Origin of the sequence: Francisella sp. Scap27, from assembly GCF_013394105.1 — a bacterium.
Taxonomy (GTDB): Bacteria; Pseudomonadota; Gammaproteobacteria; order Francisellales; family Francisellaceae; genus Francisella; species Francisella adeliensis.
Genome location: NZ_CP041326.1, coordinates 1,632,817 through 1,649,906, shown reverse-complemented (window position 1 = coordinate 1,649,906; position 17,090 = coordinate 1,632,817). Strand labels below are relative to the sequence as shown.

Below are 17,090 nucleotides of genomic sequence, written 5' to 3'. Positions count from 1 at the left end.
AAAAAAAGGAAATAACATGTCTTTAAATGAAAAAACGGTTTTAATAACTGGCGCAAGTCGTGGTATAGGTAACCAAGTAGCTCTTACAATGGCTGAGAAAGGTGCTTTTGTTATAGGCACAGCTACCTCTCAAGCTTCTGCTGAAAAATTTGAACAAAATATGGCTGAAAAAGGTTTCAAAGCAAAAGGAATGATTTTAAATATTTCAGATGCTGAAAGCATTAAAAACCTTTTCTCAGAACTTAAATCTGAAAAATTAGCTATAGACATTTTAGTAAATAATGCAGGCATCACTCGTGATAACTTAATGATGAGAATGTCAGATGATGAGTGGAATGCTGTAATCAACACTAACCTAAGCTCTATCTTCAAAATCTCAAAAGAATGTATCCGTGGTATGATGAAAAAAAGATGGGGTAGAATTATCTCTATTGGATCAGTAGTAGCTTCGGCAGGTAATCCTGGACAAGCGAATTACTGTGCTGCCAAAGCTGGTGTGATAGGCTTTTCTAAATCTCTGGCTTATGAAACATCTACTCGCGGTATAACTGTAAATGTAGTAGCTCCTGGTTTTATAGCAACAGATATGACTGATAAGCTTACTGATGAACAGAAATCATTTATATCTACAAAAATACCGTCAGGTCAAATGGGAGAGCCTAAAGATATAGCTGAAGCTGTAGCTTTCCTAGCTTCTGACGGTGCAAGATACATAACTGGCCAAACAATTCATGTTAATGGTGGCATGTATATGGCTTAATTTTTTGCAAAAATATTGCAAAAAGCGATAAAAAATAATATTATTGCTGTTGAACTATTAATAATTAAATTTTCAAAACAAATAAAAAGGAAAAAAAAATGAGCGCAAATGAAGTATATTCAAAAGTAAACTCTATCATTGTTGAACAATTAGGTGTTAAAGAAGAAGATCTTAAACCAGAAGCTTCTTTTATTGATGACTTAGGTGCTGACTCTTTAGATACAGTTGAGCTAGTAATGGCTCTTGAAGAAGAATTCGATACTGAAATCCCTGATGAAGATGCTGAGAAAATCAAAACTGTAAAAGATGTTTACGACTATATTGATTCTAAAGTAAACTAATCAAAATTAATCTCTTAGCTGCATGAATATTAAATAATATTCATGTTTTTTCTCAAAATATAATAAACAGGTTATTTTGATATGAAATCTAATCGTAGAGTTGTTGTTACTGGCTTAGGTATGGTAACACCATTAGGACACGATGTACCAAGCACATGGTCTAATGTGTTAGCTGGTGAAAGTGGTGTTGAAACCCTCACAGGTTTTGATACAGCTGCTCCAGACATAAGTGAATTCAAAGTTCGATTCGCTGCAAGAGTCAAAGATTTTGATGTAAATGCAATGGTGGGTAAAAAGGATGCTAAAAGAGTTGATCCTTTTTGCTACTACGGCATTGTAGCAGCTAATGAAGCAATGAAGGATGCTGGAATTGAAAACCTAAGCGAAGAAGAAGCTTTTCGTTTTGGTGTTGCAGTCAGCTCTGGTATTGGTGGTATAGAGACTTTAGAATCAACAAAAGCTACTATAGATGCCAAAGGTCCATCAAAAATATCTCCTTTTTGTATACCATCATCAATCATAAATATTCTCTCAGGAGTAATATCTATAAATCATGGTTTACGTGGCCCTAATGTACCTATAGTTACAGCATGTACAACAGGTACTCATAACGTAGGTATGGCTGCTAGAATGATTGCTTATGGTGACGCTGACGCTATGTTAGCTGGTGGTTCAGAAAAAGCGAGTAATGCTATTGGTATAGGTGGTTTTGCTGCTGCTCGTGCATTATCTACTCGTAATGATGATCCTAAAGGAGCTTCTCGTCCATGGGATAAAGATAGAGATGGCTTTGTATTAGGTGACGGTGCTGGTGTTCTTGTACTAGAAGAGTATGAGAAAGCTAAAGCTCGTGGTGCTAAAATATACGCTGAAGTAGTTGGGTTTGGTATGTCTGCTGATGGTTATCATATGACAATGCCTTATGCAGCTGGTCAAGAAAGATCTGTACAAAATGCAATTGATGATGCTGGCCTTACAAAAAATCCTGATGCAATTGACTATGTTAATGCTCATGGAACATCTACACCTCTTGGAGATGTTCAAGAGAGTCAAGTAGTTGAAAAAGTAATTGGTCAGTATAGAAAAGATCTTGTAATGAGCTCTACTAAATCTATGACTGGTCACTTACTTGGTGCTGCTGGTGCAATTGAATCTATTTTCAGTGTACTATCTATCAGAGATCAAATTGCTCCTCCAACTATCAACTTAGAAAACTTAGATGATGGCTGTAACTTAGATTATGCTGCAAATACTGCTAAAAAAATGAAAATTGATTATGTACTAAATAACTCTTTTGGGTTTGGTGGTACAAATGGTTCTGTAATTTTCAAAAAAATCTAACTTACCTTATAAATAAAGGTGAAACATTAAAAGCCACTATCTGTGGCTTTTTTTATTACTAAAACTGAGAAAAAAATGAATATTCATATTATAAACTTAAAATACACGGTGAGTGAAGAAGAAGTCGCTCGTGTACGTCCCGCTCATCGTGAATTTCTTGATACTGGTTATACCCAAGGAATTTTTATAGCATCTGGACCTAAAGCTGATAAAACTGGTGGAATTATACTTGCATCAGGAGATATTGAGCTGATAAAAGATTTTATAAAGAATGATCCCTTTTATAAAAATGGAACTGCTAAATATAGCTTTAGTACTTTTAATGCTGTTAAGCATATCAATGAACTGGATTTTATTAAAGAGTAATTAATATCAATATCGAAAGCAATAATCAAGACAACCAAAAATGTCTATTGCTATTTTAATGATAGACTGTAAAATACAATATCTATTTAGACTATCTTTCAGCAGTAATGAATAACCTCATCAATCTAAAAAACAAAACCTTAATAACTCTAACATGTTACTTATGTTACTTTTTCACTGCAACAGTTGTTATCGTAACAGGGACAGTAATGTTACCAATATCCAAATATTTTAACATCCCTATAGATGCTGTCGGTTTTGCATTTACTTACGTGAATGTATCTATGTGGCTAGCAATACTTGTAACTGGTTACTTGATGACTAAATTTTCTATTAAAAAAATACTATTAATAGCTTCTGCTTTAGGTGTATTAGCATCAATATATACAAATATATTCCCTTCCTTAAGCACACTAAAACTCATGCTAGTGTTTGCCGGCATAAGTGGTGGCTTCTTTATGGCTGTGGGTAGTTATATGATTGTGCATATGTACAATGATCATAAAGTGCGAGCTAAAAACATCTTATTTACAGATTTTTTCTTTAGTTTTGGTGGTGTACTAACGCCTATTATCGCTTCTTGGTTAATAACTAAAAACTTAGAGTGGTATCAGATCTATCTTACTTTGCAAATTACTGCCATTGCAATATTTGTATTAGTAATCATCTCTGACTACTCAATATTTGATAAAAATAAAACTCTTAAATCCGAGTCTAGTTTAAGCTTAAAATCCTGGAATAAATCACTATACTTTATTGGAATTGCGGCATTTCTATTTTTACTTGGTCAGTTAACCTATGTAGGGTATGGCCCAGCATACTATGAAAAGATTCTTGGTTGGAGTGCTGTAGATTCAAGTAGACCTCTGGCATACTTCTGGGCAGCTCAGTGTGTTGGCTTATTTATAAGCCCTATTATCGCAAAAAAAATACCTCTAAAAACTATCCTACCGGTATTTATGGCAATATCAACAGTATTGTTATATTTCATGATATTTGCATCAAGTATAAATATCTCTTTAGGTGCTGCTGCAATATTTGGTTTATTTAACTGCTATGTATATGCTGGACTACTAGCTTATGGAACATTCCAAATGAAAACACCTCCGCCTACACTAATCACAACTATATTGCTGTTTGGTACAACAGGTACAGCATTATCAACAACTCTTGGGGCATTCATTTTAAGAAAGAGTGGAAGCTTAGTTGCTGTAATGAACTCTGTGGTTCTATTTTATTTTATTTGCTTAGTATTTATTATTTTAGCTGTCATTTTCTCAAAAGAGTCTGAAAATAAAGAATCAAGCCTCTAGCATACTCTTCCCATAGCCTATATCAAAGTATCTAATATCATATATAAATCTTTCTGAATTTTATTTATATACAAATTAGGTTATCCTACGACACAAATTAAATCACTATCAATAATAAACGATGAAAAACTTCTTTACTCCAAATATGATACTAGGTGTACTTCTTGTAGCAATACTTGCAGGTATATCTTATTTTATAGCTGAAATTCCTGCTATTAAAAGTCTCGGAATCAGTCCGCTAATTATAGGTATAGTACTTGGTATGGCTCTAACTCATACTCCTTTAAGCAAAATTATCCATCAATGGAAAGCTGGGATTGTCTTTAGTGCTAAGAAAATTCTTAGATTTGCAATTATATTTTATGGTTTTAACCTTACATTTCAACTTATAGCTTCAGTAGGTCTTGCTGGACTTTCTGTTTCAATAATAATGCTCGTATCTACGCTTATATTAGGTATCGTATTAGGCACAAAGGTTTTTGGTCTTGATAGAGACAGTTCTATACTTGTATCTGCTGGTAGTGCTGTATGTGGTGCTGCCGCTGTACTTGCTACAGAAGGTACGCTTAAATCAGAACCATACAAAGCAGCAATGGCTGTGGGTACTGTTGTATTATTTGGTACAACTGCGATGTTTGTATACCCTGTCCTTATGAAAGCAGGTCTTTTAGGAAATCTATCTGATATACAGTACGGAATATTTTCGGGTGGTTCAATCCATGAAGTAGCACAGGTTGTAGCTGCTGGTAGTGCAATAAACCCTCATGCTGAAGAAGTTGCTGTAACTGTTAAAATGATTAGAGTAATGATGCTTGCTCCAATGCTTGTTGTTATAGGTATCTGGCTTGCTAAAGCTGCTGCTAGCACTATTAGTAATACAGATAAGACTGCGACTTCTGTTGAGCAACCATCTCTTATGAAGATCATTCCATGGTTTGCTGTTGGCTTTATTGTAGTAGCTGGTTTTAACTCGTTAGATCTTTTACCAGTATCAACTGTTAATCATATTCGTTTTGCTGACCAATTCTTATTAGCAATGGCTATGACAGCTTTAGGTTTAGAAACTCATGTATCGAAATTTATTCAAGCAGGTATCAAACCATTATTGCTTGCTTTAATCTTATTTGCATGGCTATTTTTTGGTGGTCTAGCAATTACTTACCTAATTACTGCTATTATCTAAGTTTATTTAAGCCTTAACTATCCTAATTTAACTTGAAATAATGTATCATATCTAAAAATATTAATTCAAAAATGCTATTCTTATGAAACCTATTCTAAATGCAATTACAACTATCACTCGTAAAGCTGGTAGATTGATTGTTCAAGCTCAAAATGATCTTGGCTCTATAAACATCTCAAAAAAATCAGATGGCTCTATTGTAACTAATGTTGATGTAGCTGTTGAAAATTTTTTAGTCGAAAACATTAAAAAGTCTGGCTACGATGATTATTTCATTACTGAAGAAAGTGGTGAATTTGGCAATAAAGACAGTCGTTTTACATGGATAATAGACCCTATAGATGGTACTAATAATTTTGTCCATGGTTTACCTAATTGCTGTATTTCTGTGGGACTTAAAAAGGACGATGAATTTGTATTAGGGGTTATTTATAATCCTTCTTTAGACTTAATGTTTAGTGCATACAAAGGTGAAGGTGCTCAGCTTAATGGCCAAAGAATAAGAGTTTCTCAAGCTAAAGACCTTAAAGACACTTTAATCTCTGCCTCACTAAAGTACTCCCGCAAAATTTTCAAAGATAGTTATATAGCTGAAATGGTTATGCTACAACAGGAAATATCTGGCTATAGATACTCTGGTAGTATCGCTATGGATTTAGCTTACCTTTCAGCAGGCTATATTGATGGTTTATGGGCATGTGGTCAAGTAAGAATATGGGATCTTGCAGCAGGATTTGTTATAGCTAAAGAAGCTGGTGCATTAGTAACTGATATTAAAGGTTCGAGTAAACTTGAAGAATCAACTGTAATGATTGCTGCTAATAAAAAAATCCAACCAAAACTTTCTAAAATTCTAGCTAAACATCTGAAATAATGAACACTAGATCTATTGCCGCTAAGTCGATAATAGATATAATCGACAATAAATATTCTCTACTAACTCTTGATAATAAGCTCTCAAAACTAGAAATATCTACAGAAGATAAATCTTTTGCTAAATTACTATGCTATGAGTTTTTTAGGAACTACTATTCTTTAGAGCAAATCATCGCAGAATATACGAACTCTAAAACAAAAAAAACTGTAAAGCTACTTCTAATGCTTGGGCTATTACAACTTCTAAAGATTAATCAACCAAACTATGCAAGCATCAATGAATCCGTCAATGCCTGCAAGGATTTAAACCTTACCTGGGCGAAAAAACTCATTAATGGCGTATTACGTAATATCCTAAGAAATATTGATGCTATTGAGCTTAAATTTAATAAATACTCAAAAGTTGATTTGCCGCAATGGCTAATAGAAACTATAAAGCAACAATGCCCTAAAAAACTTGTTGAAATAGCAGGTAATCTAAATCATCAGGCTGATATGTTTATTCGCTTAAACCAAGCAAAGAATTTTCAAGAAGTAATCAACTTTCTTGATGACAATAAGGTAATATATTCTCAAACAAGCCTAAAAAATTCTCTAAGACTTAATAGTGCTATAGATGTAAAACATAACGAACTTTTTAACAAAGGTTATTTCACTGTACAAGACTTATCTGCTCAATATGCTGGTGTAATTATCAATCCTCAAGATGAGGATATAATTCTTGATGCTTGTGCTGCACCAGGTGGTAAAACTTCACATATACTTGAGCTTAATCCAAAAGCTAAAATCACAGCGATAGATATTGTCGATAAAAGATTGGAGCTATTAAAAAGTAATCTTAATAGAGTCAATGCCGATAATACTGTTAGAATGCTAAAGCATGATCTAACTAAAAAACTTAATGGCAGATTTAACAAAATAATCCTTGATGCCCCATGTTCAGCTATTGGAACTCTTCGTCGCAACCCAGATATAAAAGTGCTTCGTAATTCTAAAGATGTAAAAAATATTCAAGAGATACAACAAAACATACTTCAAAATCTTTGGGATAATAACCTAACTGAAAATGGTTACTTACTATATATAACCTGCTCAATCCTTAGACAGGAAAATCAAGAACAAATACAATTATTTTTAGATAAAAATACAAATGCTGAGATTATTAAAATAGATATCTTAAAAGAATATGAAACAGACTACGGTTATCAGATATTACCAAAAAATGATAAAGGTGATGGGTTTTATTATTGCTTAATTAAGAAAGTATTTTAGATTTCACTAATCTTAGAGCCTCCTCCTGAGAAACCCCTAACCTTAATTGATTTATTTCATAAGGATTACCAAAAAATATATCAGGAATTCTATCTTCAATTTCAAACCCTAAATTTGAATAAAATGCTAATGAATGCATGTCAGAACAATAAACATAAGTTCTTTCAATCTCATAATTTTCTAGAATATATGCAACCATTTGCTCACCATATCTTTTTCCAAAATATACAGGATTAATAGGTGTAAAAAGAATATCTTTACCACGAATACAAGCAAAACCAACAAACTCATCACCTAACCATTGAGTGAAATAATTAATATTAGGGTCTTTTAAAAATTTCTCTTCAAACTCTTTTTCTAGTTTTTTAATTTCTCTAGTAGTTAAAAAGTAACAAGTAGTCAAAATACATTCTGACCAAACGTATTTCATTTTTTCATGATCTTGTGGTGTTGCTTTTCTTATGTCCATCAATCTTTATTTACCTTTTTATTATTTGTGAATTTACAGATCCTACACTTTCATAGTATACGCGAATATTAACGTGATATGAAATAATATTTACCAAAAATTAAACTTTTATTTTTTTATGAAATTGCTCTTTTAATAACCTCTCTCTCATCAAAAAATTCTTTGACTCCATTTTTATCCAAGTAGCACTCATGCCCTTTACCTGCTAGTAATATAATATCGCCTTGTTCAGCATTTTCAATAGCATATTTTATAGCCCCTTCTCGTGACTTGATGAAAGTATGAGTATCAGAAAAACCCTCTCTAATATCATCAAAAATACTCTCAACATCTTCAAAACGATTATTATCTTCAGTAATTACTATTTTATCTGCATATTTTTCAACTATAGTAGCCATCTTTGCTCGCTTAGAGCTATCTCTATCACCGCCACAGCCAAATATACACCAAAAATTAGCTTGTGAATAAATCTCTAGGCTCTGTAATGCCTTTTCAAGTGCATCCGGTGTATGTGCATAATCAATTACAATTTTTGCATTATTAGGAAGCTCTATTATCTCCATACGCCCTTTTACAGGTTTAATCTGTGATATGCTGTTAAGCAACCTATCTCTAGCGATTTGCCCATCACATACCGATATACTCAAGACTAAATTTGTAAGGTTAAAATCTCCCAATAAAGTTGTAGTAAAACAACCCATACTCTTTTGCGATAGATATAACTCAAAACTTGTTTGCATATCTGTAATACTTTTAACATCAAGATAAATATCAGCCTCCTTTGATTTCAAACTGACTGTAATTACCTCACAGTTACACATTTTACAAAGTTTCTGCCCATAATCATCATCTATATTTATAACTACTTTCTTTAGACTTTCAAACAGAAATAGTTGCGCCTTAGCAACAAAGTAATTATCCATAGTCTTGTGATAATCAAGATGATCGTGGCTTAAATTACTAAATACTGCGGTATCAAAATCAAGTCCTTTTGTTCGCTTTTGATCTAAGGCATGGGATGACACTTCCATTACTAAATTTTGAGAATCTTTATAATCTGATAGTTCACCATATAGTGATAATATGTCTAAAGTTGTATGTGTACTTTCTTTTAAACTTGGATAAATACCATTTCCATTAGTGCCAAGAAGTAGAGCCTTCTGATTATTTAAATCAAAAAACTGAGCTACATAATTTGATATAGATGTTTTACCATTAGTTCCTGTAATTCCAATAACATTCTCTGGCTTCCTATAATCATAAAACCATTTAGCTAAATCAGCTAATTCGTCCTTTAAGTTATCTATATAAAAAACATCTTGCTGATTATCTATACTAGAATCATCAGTCAACACAAGCTTCACACCTTTAGCTAAAACATCCTTAATGTATTTATTACCATCTGTAGTTTGACCTTTTAAAGCTATAAAAACTGATTGTTTATTACATTTACGACTATCTAAACATAGAGAGTTAATAGAAGTATCTTTATGACTAGTACTTTGAATTTTAAAAAAATCTAAAACTTGAAGGGTAGATTTCATTGTTGGCTACTTTTTGAAAGCTGGAAAACCCAGTTTTTCTCTTGAACTATAATACTCTTGTGCAACCTGTAGTGCTAGCTTTCTTACACGAAGGATATAGCCTTGTCTTTCTGTTACAGAGATCGCGTGACGTGCATCAAGAAGGTTAAATGTGTGAGATGCCTTTAGTACAAACTCATAAGCCGGTAGTGGTAGATTTTTCTCTACCAATCTATAACCTTCTTTTTCCAGCAAGTCAAACTGTCTAAAAAGCTCTTCCACATTTGCTTCTTCGAAGTTATAGGTAGACATTTCTATTTCATTTTGTAAAAACACATCGCGATAGTATAAAGGCCCATTCTGAGTGTTTGCCCAAAGTAAATCATACATACTATCAACATTTTGAATATACATAGCCAATCGCTCAAGACCATATGTAATCTCGCCCATTACAGGTTTACACTCAAGTCCACCAACTTGTTGAAAATATGTAAATTGTGTAATTTCCATACCATTTGACCATACTTCCCAGCCAAGACCCCAAGCACCTAATGTTGGTGACTCCCAGTTATCTTCAACAAAACGAATATCATTTTCTAAAGTATCTATCCCAAGCTCTTTTAGTGAACCTAGATAAAGCTCTTGAATATTATCTGGTGAGGGCTTCATCACAACTTGGTATTGGTAGTAATGTTGGGTACGATTTGGGTTTTCACCATAGCGACCATCTGTTGGTCTTCTTGATGGTTGGACATAGGCAGCTGTCCATGGCTCTGGACCTATAGCTCTAAGTGTCGTAGCTGGATGAAATGTACCCGCACCAACCTCCATATCTAGGGGCTGTATTATTGCACAACCTTTCGATGACCAGTAGTGATGTAACTTTAAAATAATTTCTTGAAATGTAAGCATTTTGTAATGGTATTTAAATTTAAAATATTAGCTAAGATTTTAGCACATTTCATGTTTGATAAGTATTTTAGCGAATTAGAAAATTAAGAATTTTTTTTACTTTTCTACTTTCATATAAATTAGACCAGCAAATAGTGCCCATAGATAGTTAAATACAATATTCATAATGAAAGTTGTAGACCCTGCTTCAGAAGCAAAAAACCCTTTACCTTGTAGCGGCATAAGCACTATAAAGTTAAAAAATATAACAGCAAGGCCTATAATCGAACTCTTGATTAAAATATTTTTTGATAAAGGTAACGCAAAAAGAATCGCCCAAACACCTCCCCATATCATTAAACGATATAGGTTATATTTAAAGCCATCATCTAGCGTAATTGCTTGTTCACGAATTAATGTGAATATACACAATAAAACACCTGCACTAATTAAACCACTCATAAAACCGACAAAAGATTTATTTGCAAAATTTCTCATTATTTTTCCTTATTTTGTTGATATAAATAAAATTCATAACAACGATATAGCGTTGTCCATGAAACTAATATAGTATAAATTATTCCTAAATAAAATACTGTAGATGGTAATAAAATCATCACGATAAAAAATAAAAATGTTTCAGCTCTTTCAATAAAACCAGGACTATAATAGAAACTCTTCTGTGATGAGTTTTCGCTAAACATTCCTACAAGTAAAAAACTATACATACAGAAAGCTATCGACATAGTCATCATTAAACCAACCCACAAGACATCTGGTTGATTGATAAAAATCGCAATTATTATAAAAGCTTCTACAAGCCTATCACTGAATATATCTAACAGTGTGCCAAAATTTGATGAAGTTTTTTGTAACCGAGCAAGTGAACCATCAAGTATATCGAGATACCCTGAAAATAATAATAACGCTACACATAAATAAGGATTAACAAATAAACTAATAGCACAAAGTAAACCAACAATAGTTGCTAAAATTGTGACAGTATTTGGTTTAATCTTATCAGCTAAGAATACTGCCACACAATCCACAAATTTAGTCTGAAAAAATGGTCGTAACTTTTGTTCTAACATATTTTTTTACCAAAAACCTTCATCATAAATCTAACAATTTTTTTTACTTTAGGGCTATAAAGTGTTGGCGTAAAATAACTACCTGCAACTCGTTTATTTAGCTCACTAAGTGTTGGATACGCAACAATATGCGATGCCATAGCTTTTATTTTAAGCTTATTTTTAATAGCTATAGTCCATTGAGTTATTAGCTCACTAGAGCTTTTACCAACGATAGTAGCTGACAATATATATCCCTTTTTATCAACAGCAACTTTAACTAGTCCTTTAGTATCTAACCCTGCTTGAGCTCTATCATTATCAGCGTAAGAGATCTCTAGAATTTTAGCTCCTTGCTTAATTGCTTGCTCTATAGATATACCGACATGAGCTATCTCAGGTGTTGTATATATTGACCATGGTAAGCTTGTATAACCAACTTTTGCTGGAAGCTTAAATAAAATATTTTGAATAACTATACCTGCTTGATACCCTGCTACATGAGTAAACTGATACCCTCCTGTTACATCACCAATAGCAAAAATATTTTTATGATTTGTGCGTAACCTATTATCAACAACGATTCCTTTTGGAGTATAGTTGATATTTGCATCATCAAGACCTAATTTAGAAAGATTTGGTTTCCGTCCAGCAGCTACGAGTATATCTGAACCAGTAAACCTCTCTCCATTACAGTAAATAACTTTTTCATTATTTTCAGTGACAACCTTCTCAATGTCAGCTTTTGTAATAATTTTAATACCTTGACTTTTTAGTTCATCTACAACAATCTTTCTGCAATCTTTTTCAACCATCGTTAGTACACTATCAGATACTTCAAAGACTGTAACTTCACAACCTAAAAGAACATGTGCTTGAGCAAGCTCTATACCGATTGGACCACCGCCAATTACAAGTAAACGCTTTGGTTTATCAACAACTTCAAATATAGTTTCATTAGTCAGATACTCAACTTCATTTAAACCATTGATAGGTGGAATACTTGCACTCGAGCCTGTTGCAATAACGATATATTTTGCCTTGATAATCTTATCACCTGCTTTCACAGTATGACTATCAACAACCTCTCCAAAATCCTGAATAACCTCAACGCCCAAACCTTCAAATCGCTCAACTGAGTCATGTGGTTCAATTTTTGCTATTACACTTTTTACATGTTGCTGAACTTTTTTATAGTCCGCATTTATACCTAATACCTCTATCCCTAGATTTTTCGCTTTTTGAGTATTTGCAATAATTCTTGATGCTTCAATCATAGCTTTTGAAGGCACACAGCCATAGTTTAAGCAATCGCCACCCATTTTAGAGCCTTCACATAGCACAACTTTTGCACCCATTTGAACAGCACCTGCAGCAACAGATAATCCTCCTGAACCTGCTCCTATTACACAAATATCAGTTTTTATCATAACTCTGCCTTTTGAACTTTCTTTTTAAACTTCTTCATGAAAATTGGAAATAATGATAATAGTGCAAGTGCTACTATTGGTAATATAAATTGTGGTGCGAATATAATACCTAAATTAATATCACCGCCCTGCTTCAACACAAAACCAAGACTTGTACCAACCCACACATATATTGCACTTCCTGGAATAATCCCAAAAAGTGTTGCCCAAAAGAAATCTTTAAACTTAATATCTAATACGCCCGCTGCAATATTTATTACAAAAAATGGGAATATAGGTATCAATCTTAAAACAAGTAAGTAATTAAAAGCATCTTTTTCAAATCCAGCTCGCATTTTTTCTATGTTTCCACCAGCTTTTGACCTTAGTGACTCACCAAACGCTGTTGTAACTGCAAAGTAAACTAAACAAGCTCCAAGAGTTGCTGAAAGCACGACTAATATTGAGCCAAATAAAGCACCAAACAAAAGTCCACCTAGTAAAGTCATAACCGTCGCACCAGGTATAGAAAAAGCTACAACTAAAACATAAGCCACTAAGAATATAAATGATGCTAATAAAAAATTATTAGCTGTATACGTTAGTAGACTTTGATAATTTTCTTTAAGAGCATTTAATGACAAATAGTTTTGCCCACCAAAACTAAAAAAAAGAATAATCCCAAGCAGTAGAACTATAATTGGTAAAAATTTGTATTTATTTTTATCTTGTTTCATTTAGGTTAATATATAAATTATAATATAACTATATCCTACACTATGTTAAATAAAACTCACCTGCTTTCTTTGATTCAAGTAAATAAATTTTCTTCAGTTAAAACTTTTTATGCTCAAGAAATAACCACTCCGATAGGCACAATTCTAGCTATTGCTGATAATGACCTTTTATATTATTCAAGCTTTATAAGTGAAAGCTCTATTCAAATAATAAGAAATCTTCTTAATAACTACAATGGCAAACTTTCACTACAATCAAATAAGATACTTGAGTTAACCAAACATGAGATAAACAGTTATTTTGATAGCAGTCTTAAAAAATTTACGATTCCCTTAAAATTCACAGGTACAGAGTTTCAAGTAAAATGTTGGCAAGAACTATCAAAAATATCTTACGGTAAAACTATTAGCTATTTAGATGAAGCTATGAATATCGGTAAACCAACTGCTTTTAGAGCTGTAGCAAATGCAAATGGTAAAAATTTGTTCCCAATAATAATCCCCTGTCATCGAGTGATAAACTCTAATGGCAAAATTGGTGGCTATACAGGAGGTACTGAGAAAAAAATCTTTCTGTTAAATATAGAAAAAGCACTAACTATATAACGACCTTCTTTCTAAGGCTATACTCATACATCAAAACACCAACTAGAGAAACAACTCCAGCAAATACAACCATATATACAGGTATCATTAAGCTGTTTGTGATAGATATAAGGTAAATAGTCAGTGCTGGAACGCCTGATGAAAACACCAGATAACCTAAGTTGTAAGCTAGACCATAACCACGGCATTTATACTCATACCTAAATAACTCAGGTATCAAGACATTATAAGTTGAAGCAAAAAATCCCATAATTATAGACATAACAATAAAACAAGAATATATGTTTTTATCTAAAAAAATATTCTTATATAGCAATGGTGTAATAGCCAAACTTAAAAGCACGAGTAAAACAAACATTTTAGTCCTACAAACATAATCACTTATATAGCCACCAATCACACAACTAATCGCCATAATTATAGAGCCGCTTAACAATACTCCTGAAACATCAAACTTAGAGTTTAAATAAAGCTTATAAAATGTTGGTAAAAACATATATAGCTGAGTTGTTAGCATTGCAATACAGGCAACTAGGGCTATTCCAATAGCTATTTTCTGAGTTAGTTCACCAAAACTAGATTTTTTAGAATCATCATCCAATATAACTTGAGGTAAATCTACGATCCCTCGCCTTAAAAAGAATAGTATAAAAGTAAATACTGCACCTAAAAAGAAACCTATTCGCCAGCCATAATTATCAATAAATGCCTCACTGGTATAATGATACAACAAAAATAAAACTAATGACGTCATCATAATACCTATACTTAGGCAACAAAATACTAAACTCGTTACTAGCCCTTTTCTTTTAGGATAATTTTCAACTATATAAATGACCGAAACTGGAATCTCAGCACCTATAGCTAAAGATTGGATACAACGCAAACTTACAAAAAGCACAGTTGCTAATATACCTATATGCTCTACAGTTGGTAAAAAAGCCAATGCAAGTGTTGAAAAAAACAGTAAGAACATATTAAGTCTTAAAATAAATGCCCTACCTTTTTTATCTGCTAAATACCCGAATCCCCATGCACCTAATGGTCTAACCAAATACCCTACTATAAATACTGAAAATACTAATAAAGTACTACTCACACTGCTAGATTCATTAAAGAACTTCTGACCAATAGTTACTGCAAAAACTGAGTATATTGCTAAATCATAATACTCAAAAGCCGCACCTAAGGTTGTAAAGAGTAACTTACTATATTTTTTCATAATAATTTAGAGGAATAGTCTTGCTGGTTATATTAATGACTGAACTATTTTAAACAACTATTATCTAGCAAAGAAGCTTTTTTTTAGATAAACCTTAAGAGGTAAATACAGAAATACTGTCCTAGCTACATAGAATATTAATAATGAAACCCATAATCCATAATTTTGAAAATCAGAAAGTAAGTAAACACTTAGTAAATAAACTATAGCTGACAAGATCATTGCATTTCTCATAACTGTTGTTTTAAGCAACCCTACAAACACCCCATCTATCCAAAAACTGAAGCTTGCAACCAACGGCAATGCTATAGAGAATATTATGTAATTATTAATCTGAATTTTCACACTCTCAATAGAAGTAAATAAACCTATAATCTGCTCAGAAAAAATCCCATAAAAACAGGTTAATGCAAATGCTATAGCTATACACTGAATAAATGTTTTATTTATAATTTCATTAAACTTGTTCTGACTTTTCTCAACATACGCTGAAGCTACCAGTGACTCCGTCACATTTGCTAAAGCATCTAAAAACAATGCCACAAATAATCCAACTTCCATTAATATTGTATTTGCAGCAAGTACATCTTTGCCATAATGACTAGAAAATAAGTAAAAAGAATTAAATGCTAATAGCAAACATACCGAACGAATAAATATATTCGTATTTAATTTTAAAAAAGGTGTGTACTCTGAAAGTTTTAAAAAATCTGCCTTATATATAACTTGATTAAACTTAACACCTTTAGCAGAAAAGTACCTACACGCCACAACACTCAAAAACACAAAATTTATAAAATATGAAAATACCAATGATAATGCTATCCCTATGACATTCAAATCATAAACCTTAACAAATATAAGACTAAAAGAAATCCCACTTGCCATCAAAATCAAAGAACTTTTAAGCACCACCTTTGTATGCTTTATACCAATGAAAAATCCTATAAAAATATAGTTTAATAGTGCAAACCAGAGTGTATATATTCCAATACTATAAAAACCTATAAAAAGTTTTTTTACTTCGTTATCAACATCTATAACATTCAATAAAAGCAATAAAATAAATGGTTTAATAATATAGACAAGTATTGATAATATAATAGCAACAATACTCGCACGCATGACTAATACAGCCAACTCTGTGTCTCTATCATCACTAATTGGAGTTTGAGCAACTAATCCAGTAATGCTCATCCTAAAAAATGCAAATAAAAAACAAATTACTGTAATTACGGATACTCCCAACCCCGTAGCGGCTAAATAACTACTACTATGCAAATGTCCTATTAATGCTGTATTTATCATGCCTACAATTGGTAAGGTTGTATTAGAAAGCATCAAAGGTAATGACAATAAAAATATTTTTTTATGCATCTTTTGTGAAAATAAGTTTTATAGACTACATTGATTATACATATAGATAACTAAACTTCATAACAAGGTTTTACAGCTTTATATTTTTTATATTTATTAACTTCATTTATTAATTTTAGACAATTACATTCAATTTTAGATAAGTATGGAAAATTTAAAGTAGTGCTAAAATTTACAATGGTAACAACTAAGTATTTAAACTTAATGTAATTTACATTTTTAGTAATTGTTGCTACTTATAGACTACTATAATTTGTAATCTTACTTTTTATAGCCCTATAATGAATATGTAAGCATAAAAGTTTACATCTATTAATAACCTTGTAAGGAGAAT

The 17,090-nt window shown here is 32.2% G+C and carries 18 protein-coding genes; 9 read left to right on the top strand and 9 right to left on the bottom strand.

Annotated features, from left to right (window positions below; translation table 11 throughout):
- Positions 1 to 16 precede the first annotated feature (16 nt).
- The 8 genes from fabG (at position 17) to rsmB (ending at position 7,452) form a co-directional block, all read left to right on the top strand.
- Positions 17 to 760 (top strand): 3-oxoacyl-ACP reductase FabG, encoded by a 744-nt coding sequence (gene fabG, locus FLM55_RS07895; RefSeq protein ID WP_178948768.1) that lies wholly within the window; start codon positions 17 to 19, stop codon positions 758 to 760.
- Positions 761 to 858: 98 nt separating this feature from the next.
- Positions 859 to 1,101 (top strand): acyl carrier protein, encoded by a 243-nt coding sequence (acpP, locus tag FLM55_RS07890; protein ID WP_112870472.1) that lies wholly within the window; start codon positions 859 to 861, stop codon positions 1,099 to 1,101.
- Positions 1,102 to 1,182: 81 nt separating this feature from the next.
- Positions 1,183 to 2,442, top strand: coding sequence for a beta-ketoacyl-ACP synthase II (gene fabF / locus FLM55_RS07885; RefSeq protein ID WP_112870473.1), 1,260 nt, complete (start codon positions 1,183 to 1,185; stop codon positions 2,440 to 2,442).
- Positions 2,443 to 2,517: 75 nt separating this feature from the next.
- Positions 2,518 to 2,808, top strand: a complete 291-nt coding sequence (locus FLM55_RS07880) for a YciI family protein (RefSeq protein ID WP_112870928.1) — start codon at positions 2,518 to 2,520, stop codon at positions 2,806 to 2,808.
- Between the two features lie 107 nt (positions 2,809 to 2,915).
- Positions 2,916 to 4,121 (top strand): MFS transporter TsgA, encoded by a 1,206-nt coding sequence (tsgA, locus tag FLM55_RS07875; RefSeq protein ID WP_178948767.1) that lies wholly within the window; start codon positions 2,916 to 2,918, stop codon positions 4,119 to 4,121.
- A gap of 121 nt (positions 4,122 to 4,242) precedes the next feature.
- Positions 4,243 to 5,304 (top strand): YeiH family protein, encoded by a 1,062-nt coding sequence (locus FLM55_RS07870; RefSeq protein WP_178948766.1) that lies wholly within the window; start codon positions 4,243 to 4,245, stop codon positions 5,302 to 5,304.
- Between the two features lie 82 nt (positions 5,305 to 5,386).
- Positions 5,387 to 6,178: an inositol monophosphatase family protein gene (locus FLM55_RS07865; RefSeq protein WP_112870476.1), complete on the top strand. Its 792-nt coding sequence runs from the start codon at positions 5,387 to 5,389 to the stop codon at positions 6,176 to 6,178.
- Complete coding sequence (gene rsmB / locus FLM55_RS07860) at positions 6,178 to 7,452, top strand: 16S rRNA (cytosine(967)-C(5))-methyltransferase RsmB (RefSeq protein WP_178948765.1); 1,275 nt, start codon at positions 6,178 to 6,180, stop codon at positions 7,450 to 7,452. The genes FLM55_RS07865 and rsmB overlap by 1 nt, the downstream gene beginning before the upstream one ends.
- Here the strand turns inward: rsmB and FLM55_RS07855 are convergent.
- From FLM55_RS07855 to FLM55_RS07825, 7 genes are all read right to left on the bottom strand, one after another.
- Positions 7,436 to 7,921 carry a GNAT family N-acetyltransferase gene (locus FLM55_RS07855; protein ID WP_112870478.1) on the bottom strand — a complete coding sequence of 162 codons (486 nt, stop codon included), beginning with the start codon at positions 7,919 to 7,921 and terminating at the stop codon, positions 7,436 to 7,438. The two genes, rsmB and FLM55_RS07855, sit on opposite strands and share 17 nt — an antisense overlap.
- A 116-nt stretch (positions 7,922 to 8,037) precedes the next feature.
- Entirely contained in the window at positions 8,038 to 9,465 is a 1,428-nt protein-coding gene (locus FLM55_RS07850; protein ID WP_178948764.1) for a UDP-N-acetylmuramoyl-L-alanyl-D-glutamate--2,6-diaminopimelate ligase, read from the bottom strand.
- A 6-nt stretch (positions 9,466 to 9,471) separates the two neighbouring features.
- The gene (gene glyQ, locus FLM55_RS07845; protein WP_178948763.1) at positions 9,472 to 10,356 is read right to left on the bottom strand and encodes a glycine--tRNA ligase subunit alpha; all 885 of its coding nucleotides are present in this window, start codon (positions 10,354 to 10,356) and stop codon (positions 9,472 to 9,474) included.
- 96 nt (positions 10,357 to 10,452) lie between these two features.
- Positions 10,453 to 10,833 carry a membrane lipoprotein gene (locus tag FLM55_RS07840; protein WP_178948762.1) on the bottom strand — a complete coding sequence of 127 codons (381 nt, stop codon included), beginning with the start codon at positions 10,831 to 10,833 and terminating at the stop codon, positions 10,453 to 10,455.
- On the bottom strand, positions 10,833 to 11,426 hold the full coding sequence (locus tag FLM55_RS07835) for a CDP-alcohol phosphatidyltransferase family protein (protein WP_178948761.1): 594 nt from the start codon (positions 11,424 to 11,426) through the stop codon (positions 10,833 to 10,835). The genes FLM55_RS07840 and FLM55_RS07835 overlap by 1 nt, the downstream gene beginning before the upstream one ends.
- Positions 11,420 to 12,835: an NAD(P)/FAD-dependent oxidoreductase gene (locus FLM55_RS07830; protein WP_178948760.1), complete on the bottom strand. Its 1,416-nt coding sequence runs from the start codon at positions 12,833 to 12,835 to the stop codon at positions 11,420 to 11,422. Before FLM55_RS07830 ends, FLM55_RS07835 begins: the two co-directional genes overlap by 7 nt.
- Complete coding sequence (locus tag FLM55_RS07825; protein ID WP_178948759.1) at positions 12,832 to 13,551, bottom strand: TVP38/TMEM64 family protein; 720 nt, start codon at positions 13,549 to 13,551, stop codon at positions 12,832 to 12,834. The genes FLM55_RS07830 and FLM55_RS07825 overlap by 4 nt, the downstream gene beginning before the upstream one ends.
- 42 nt (positions 13,552 to 13,593) lie before the next feature.
- Between FLM55_RS07825 and FLM55_RS07820 the strand changes: the two genes are divergently transcribed.
- The gene (locus FLM55_RS07820; RefSeq protein ID WP_178948758.1) at positions 13,594 to 14,157 is read left to right on the top strand and encodes a methylated-DNA--[protein]-cysteine S-methyltransferase; all 564 of its coding nucleotides are present in this window, start codon (positions 13,594 to 13,596) and stop codon (positions 14,155 to 14,157) included.
- Here FLM55_RS07820 and FLM55_RS07815 read toward each other — a convergent pair.
- A complete protein-coding gene (locus FLM55_RS07815; RefSeq protein WP_178948757.1) occupies positions 14,150 to 15,379 on the bottom strand; it encodes an MFS transporter in 1,230 nt (409 codons plus the stop codon). The two genes, FLM55_RS07820 and FLM55_RS07815, sit on opposite strands and share 8 nt — an antisense overlap.
- A gap of 60 nt (positions 15,380 to 15,439) precedes the next feature.
- Positions 15,440 to 16,756, bottom strand: a complete 1,317-nt coding sequence (locus tag FLM55_RS07810) for an MATE family efflux transporter (RefSeq protein ID WP_178948756.1) — start codon at positions 16,754 to 16,756, stop codon at positions 15,440 to 15,442.
- Positions 16,757 to 17,090 lie beyond the last annotated feature (334 nt).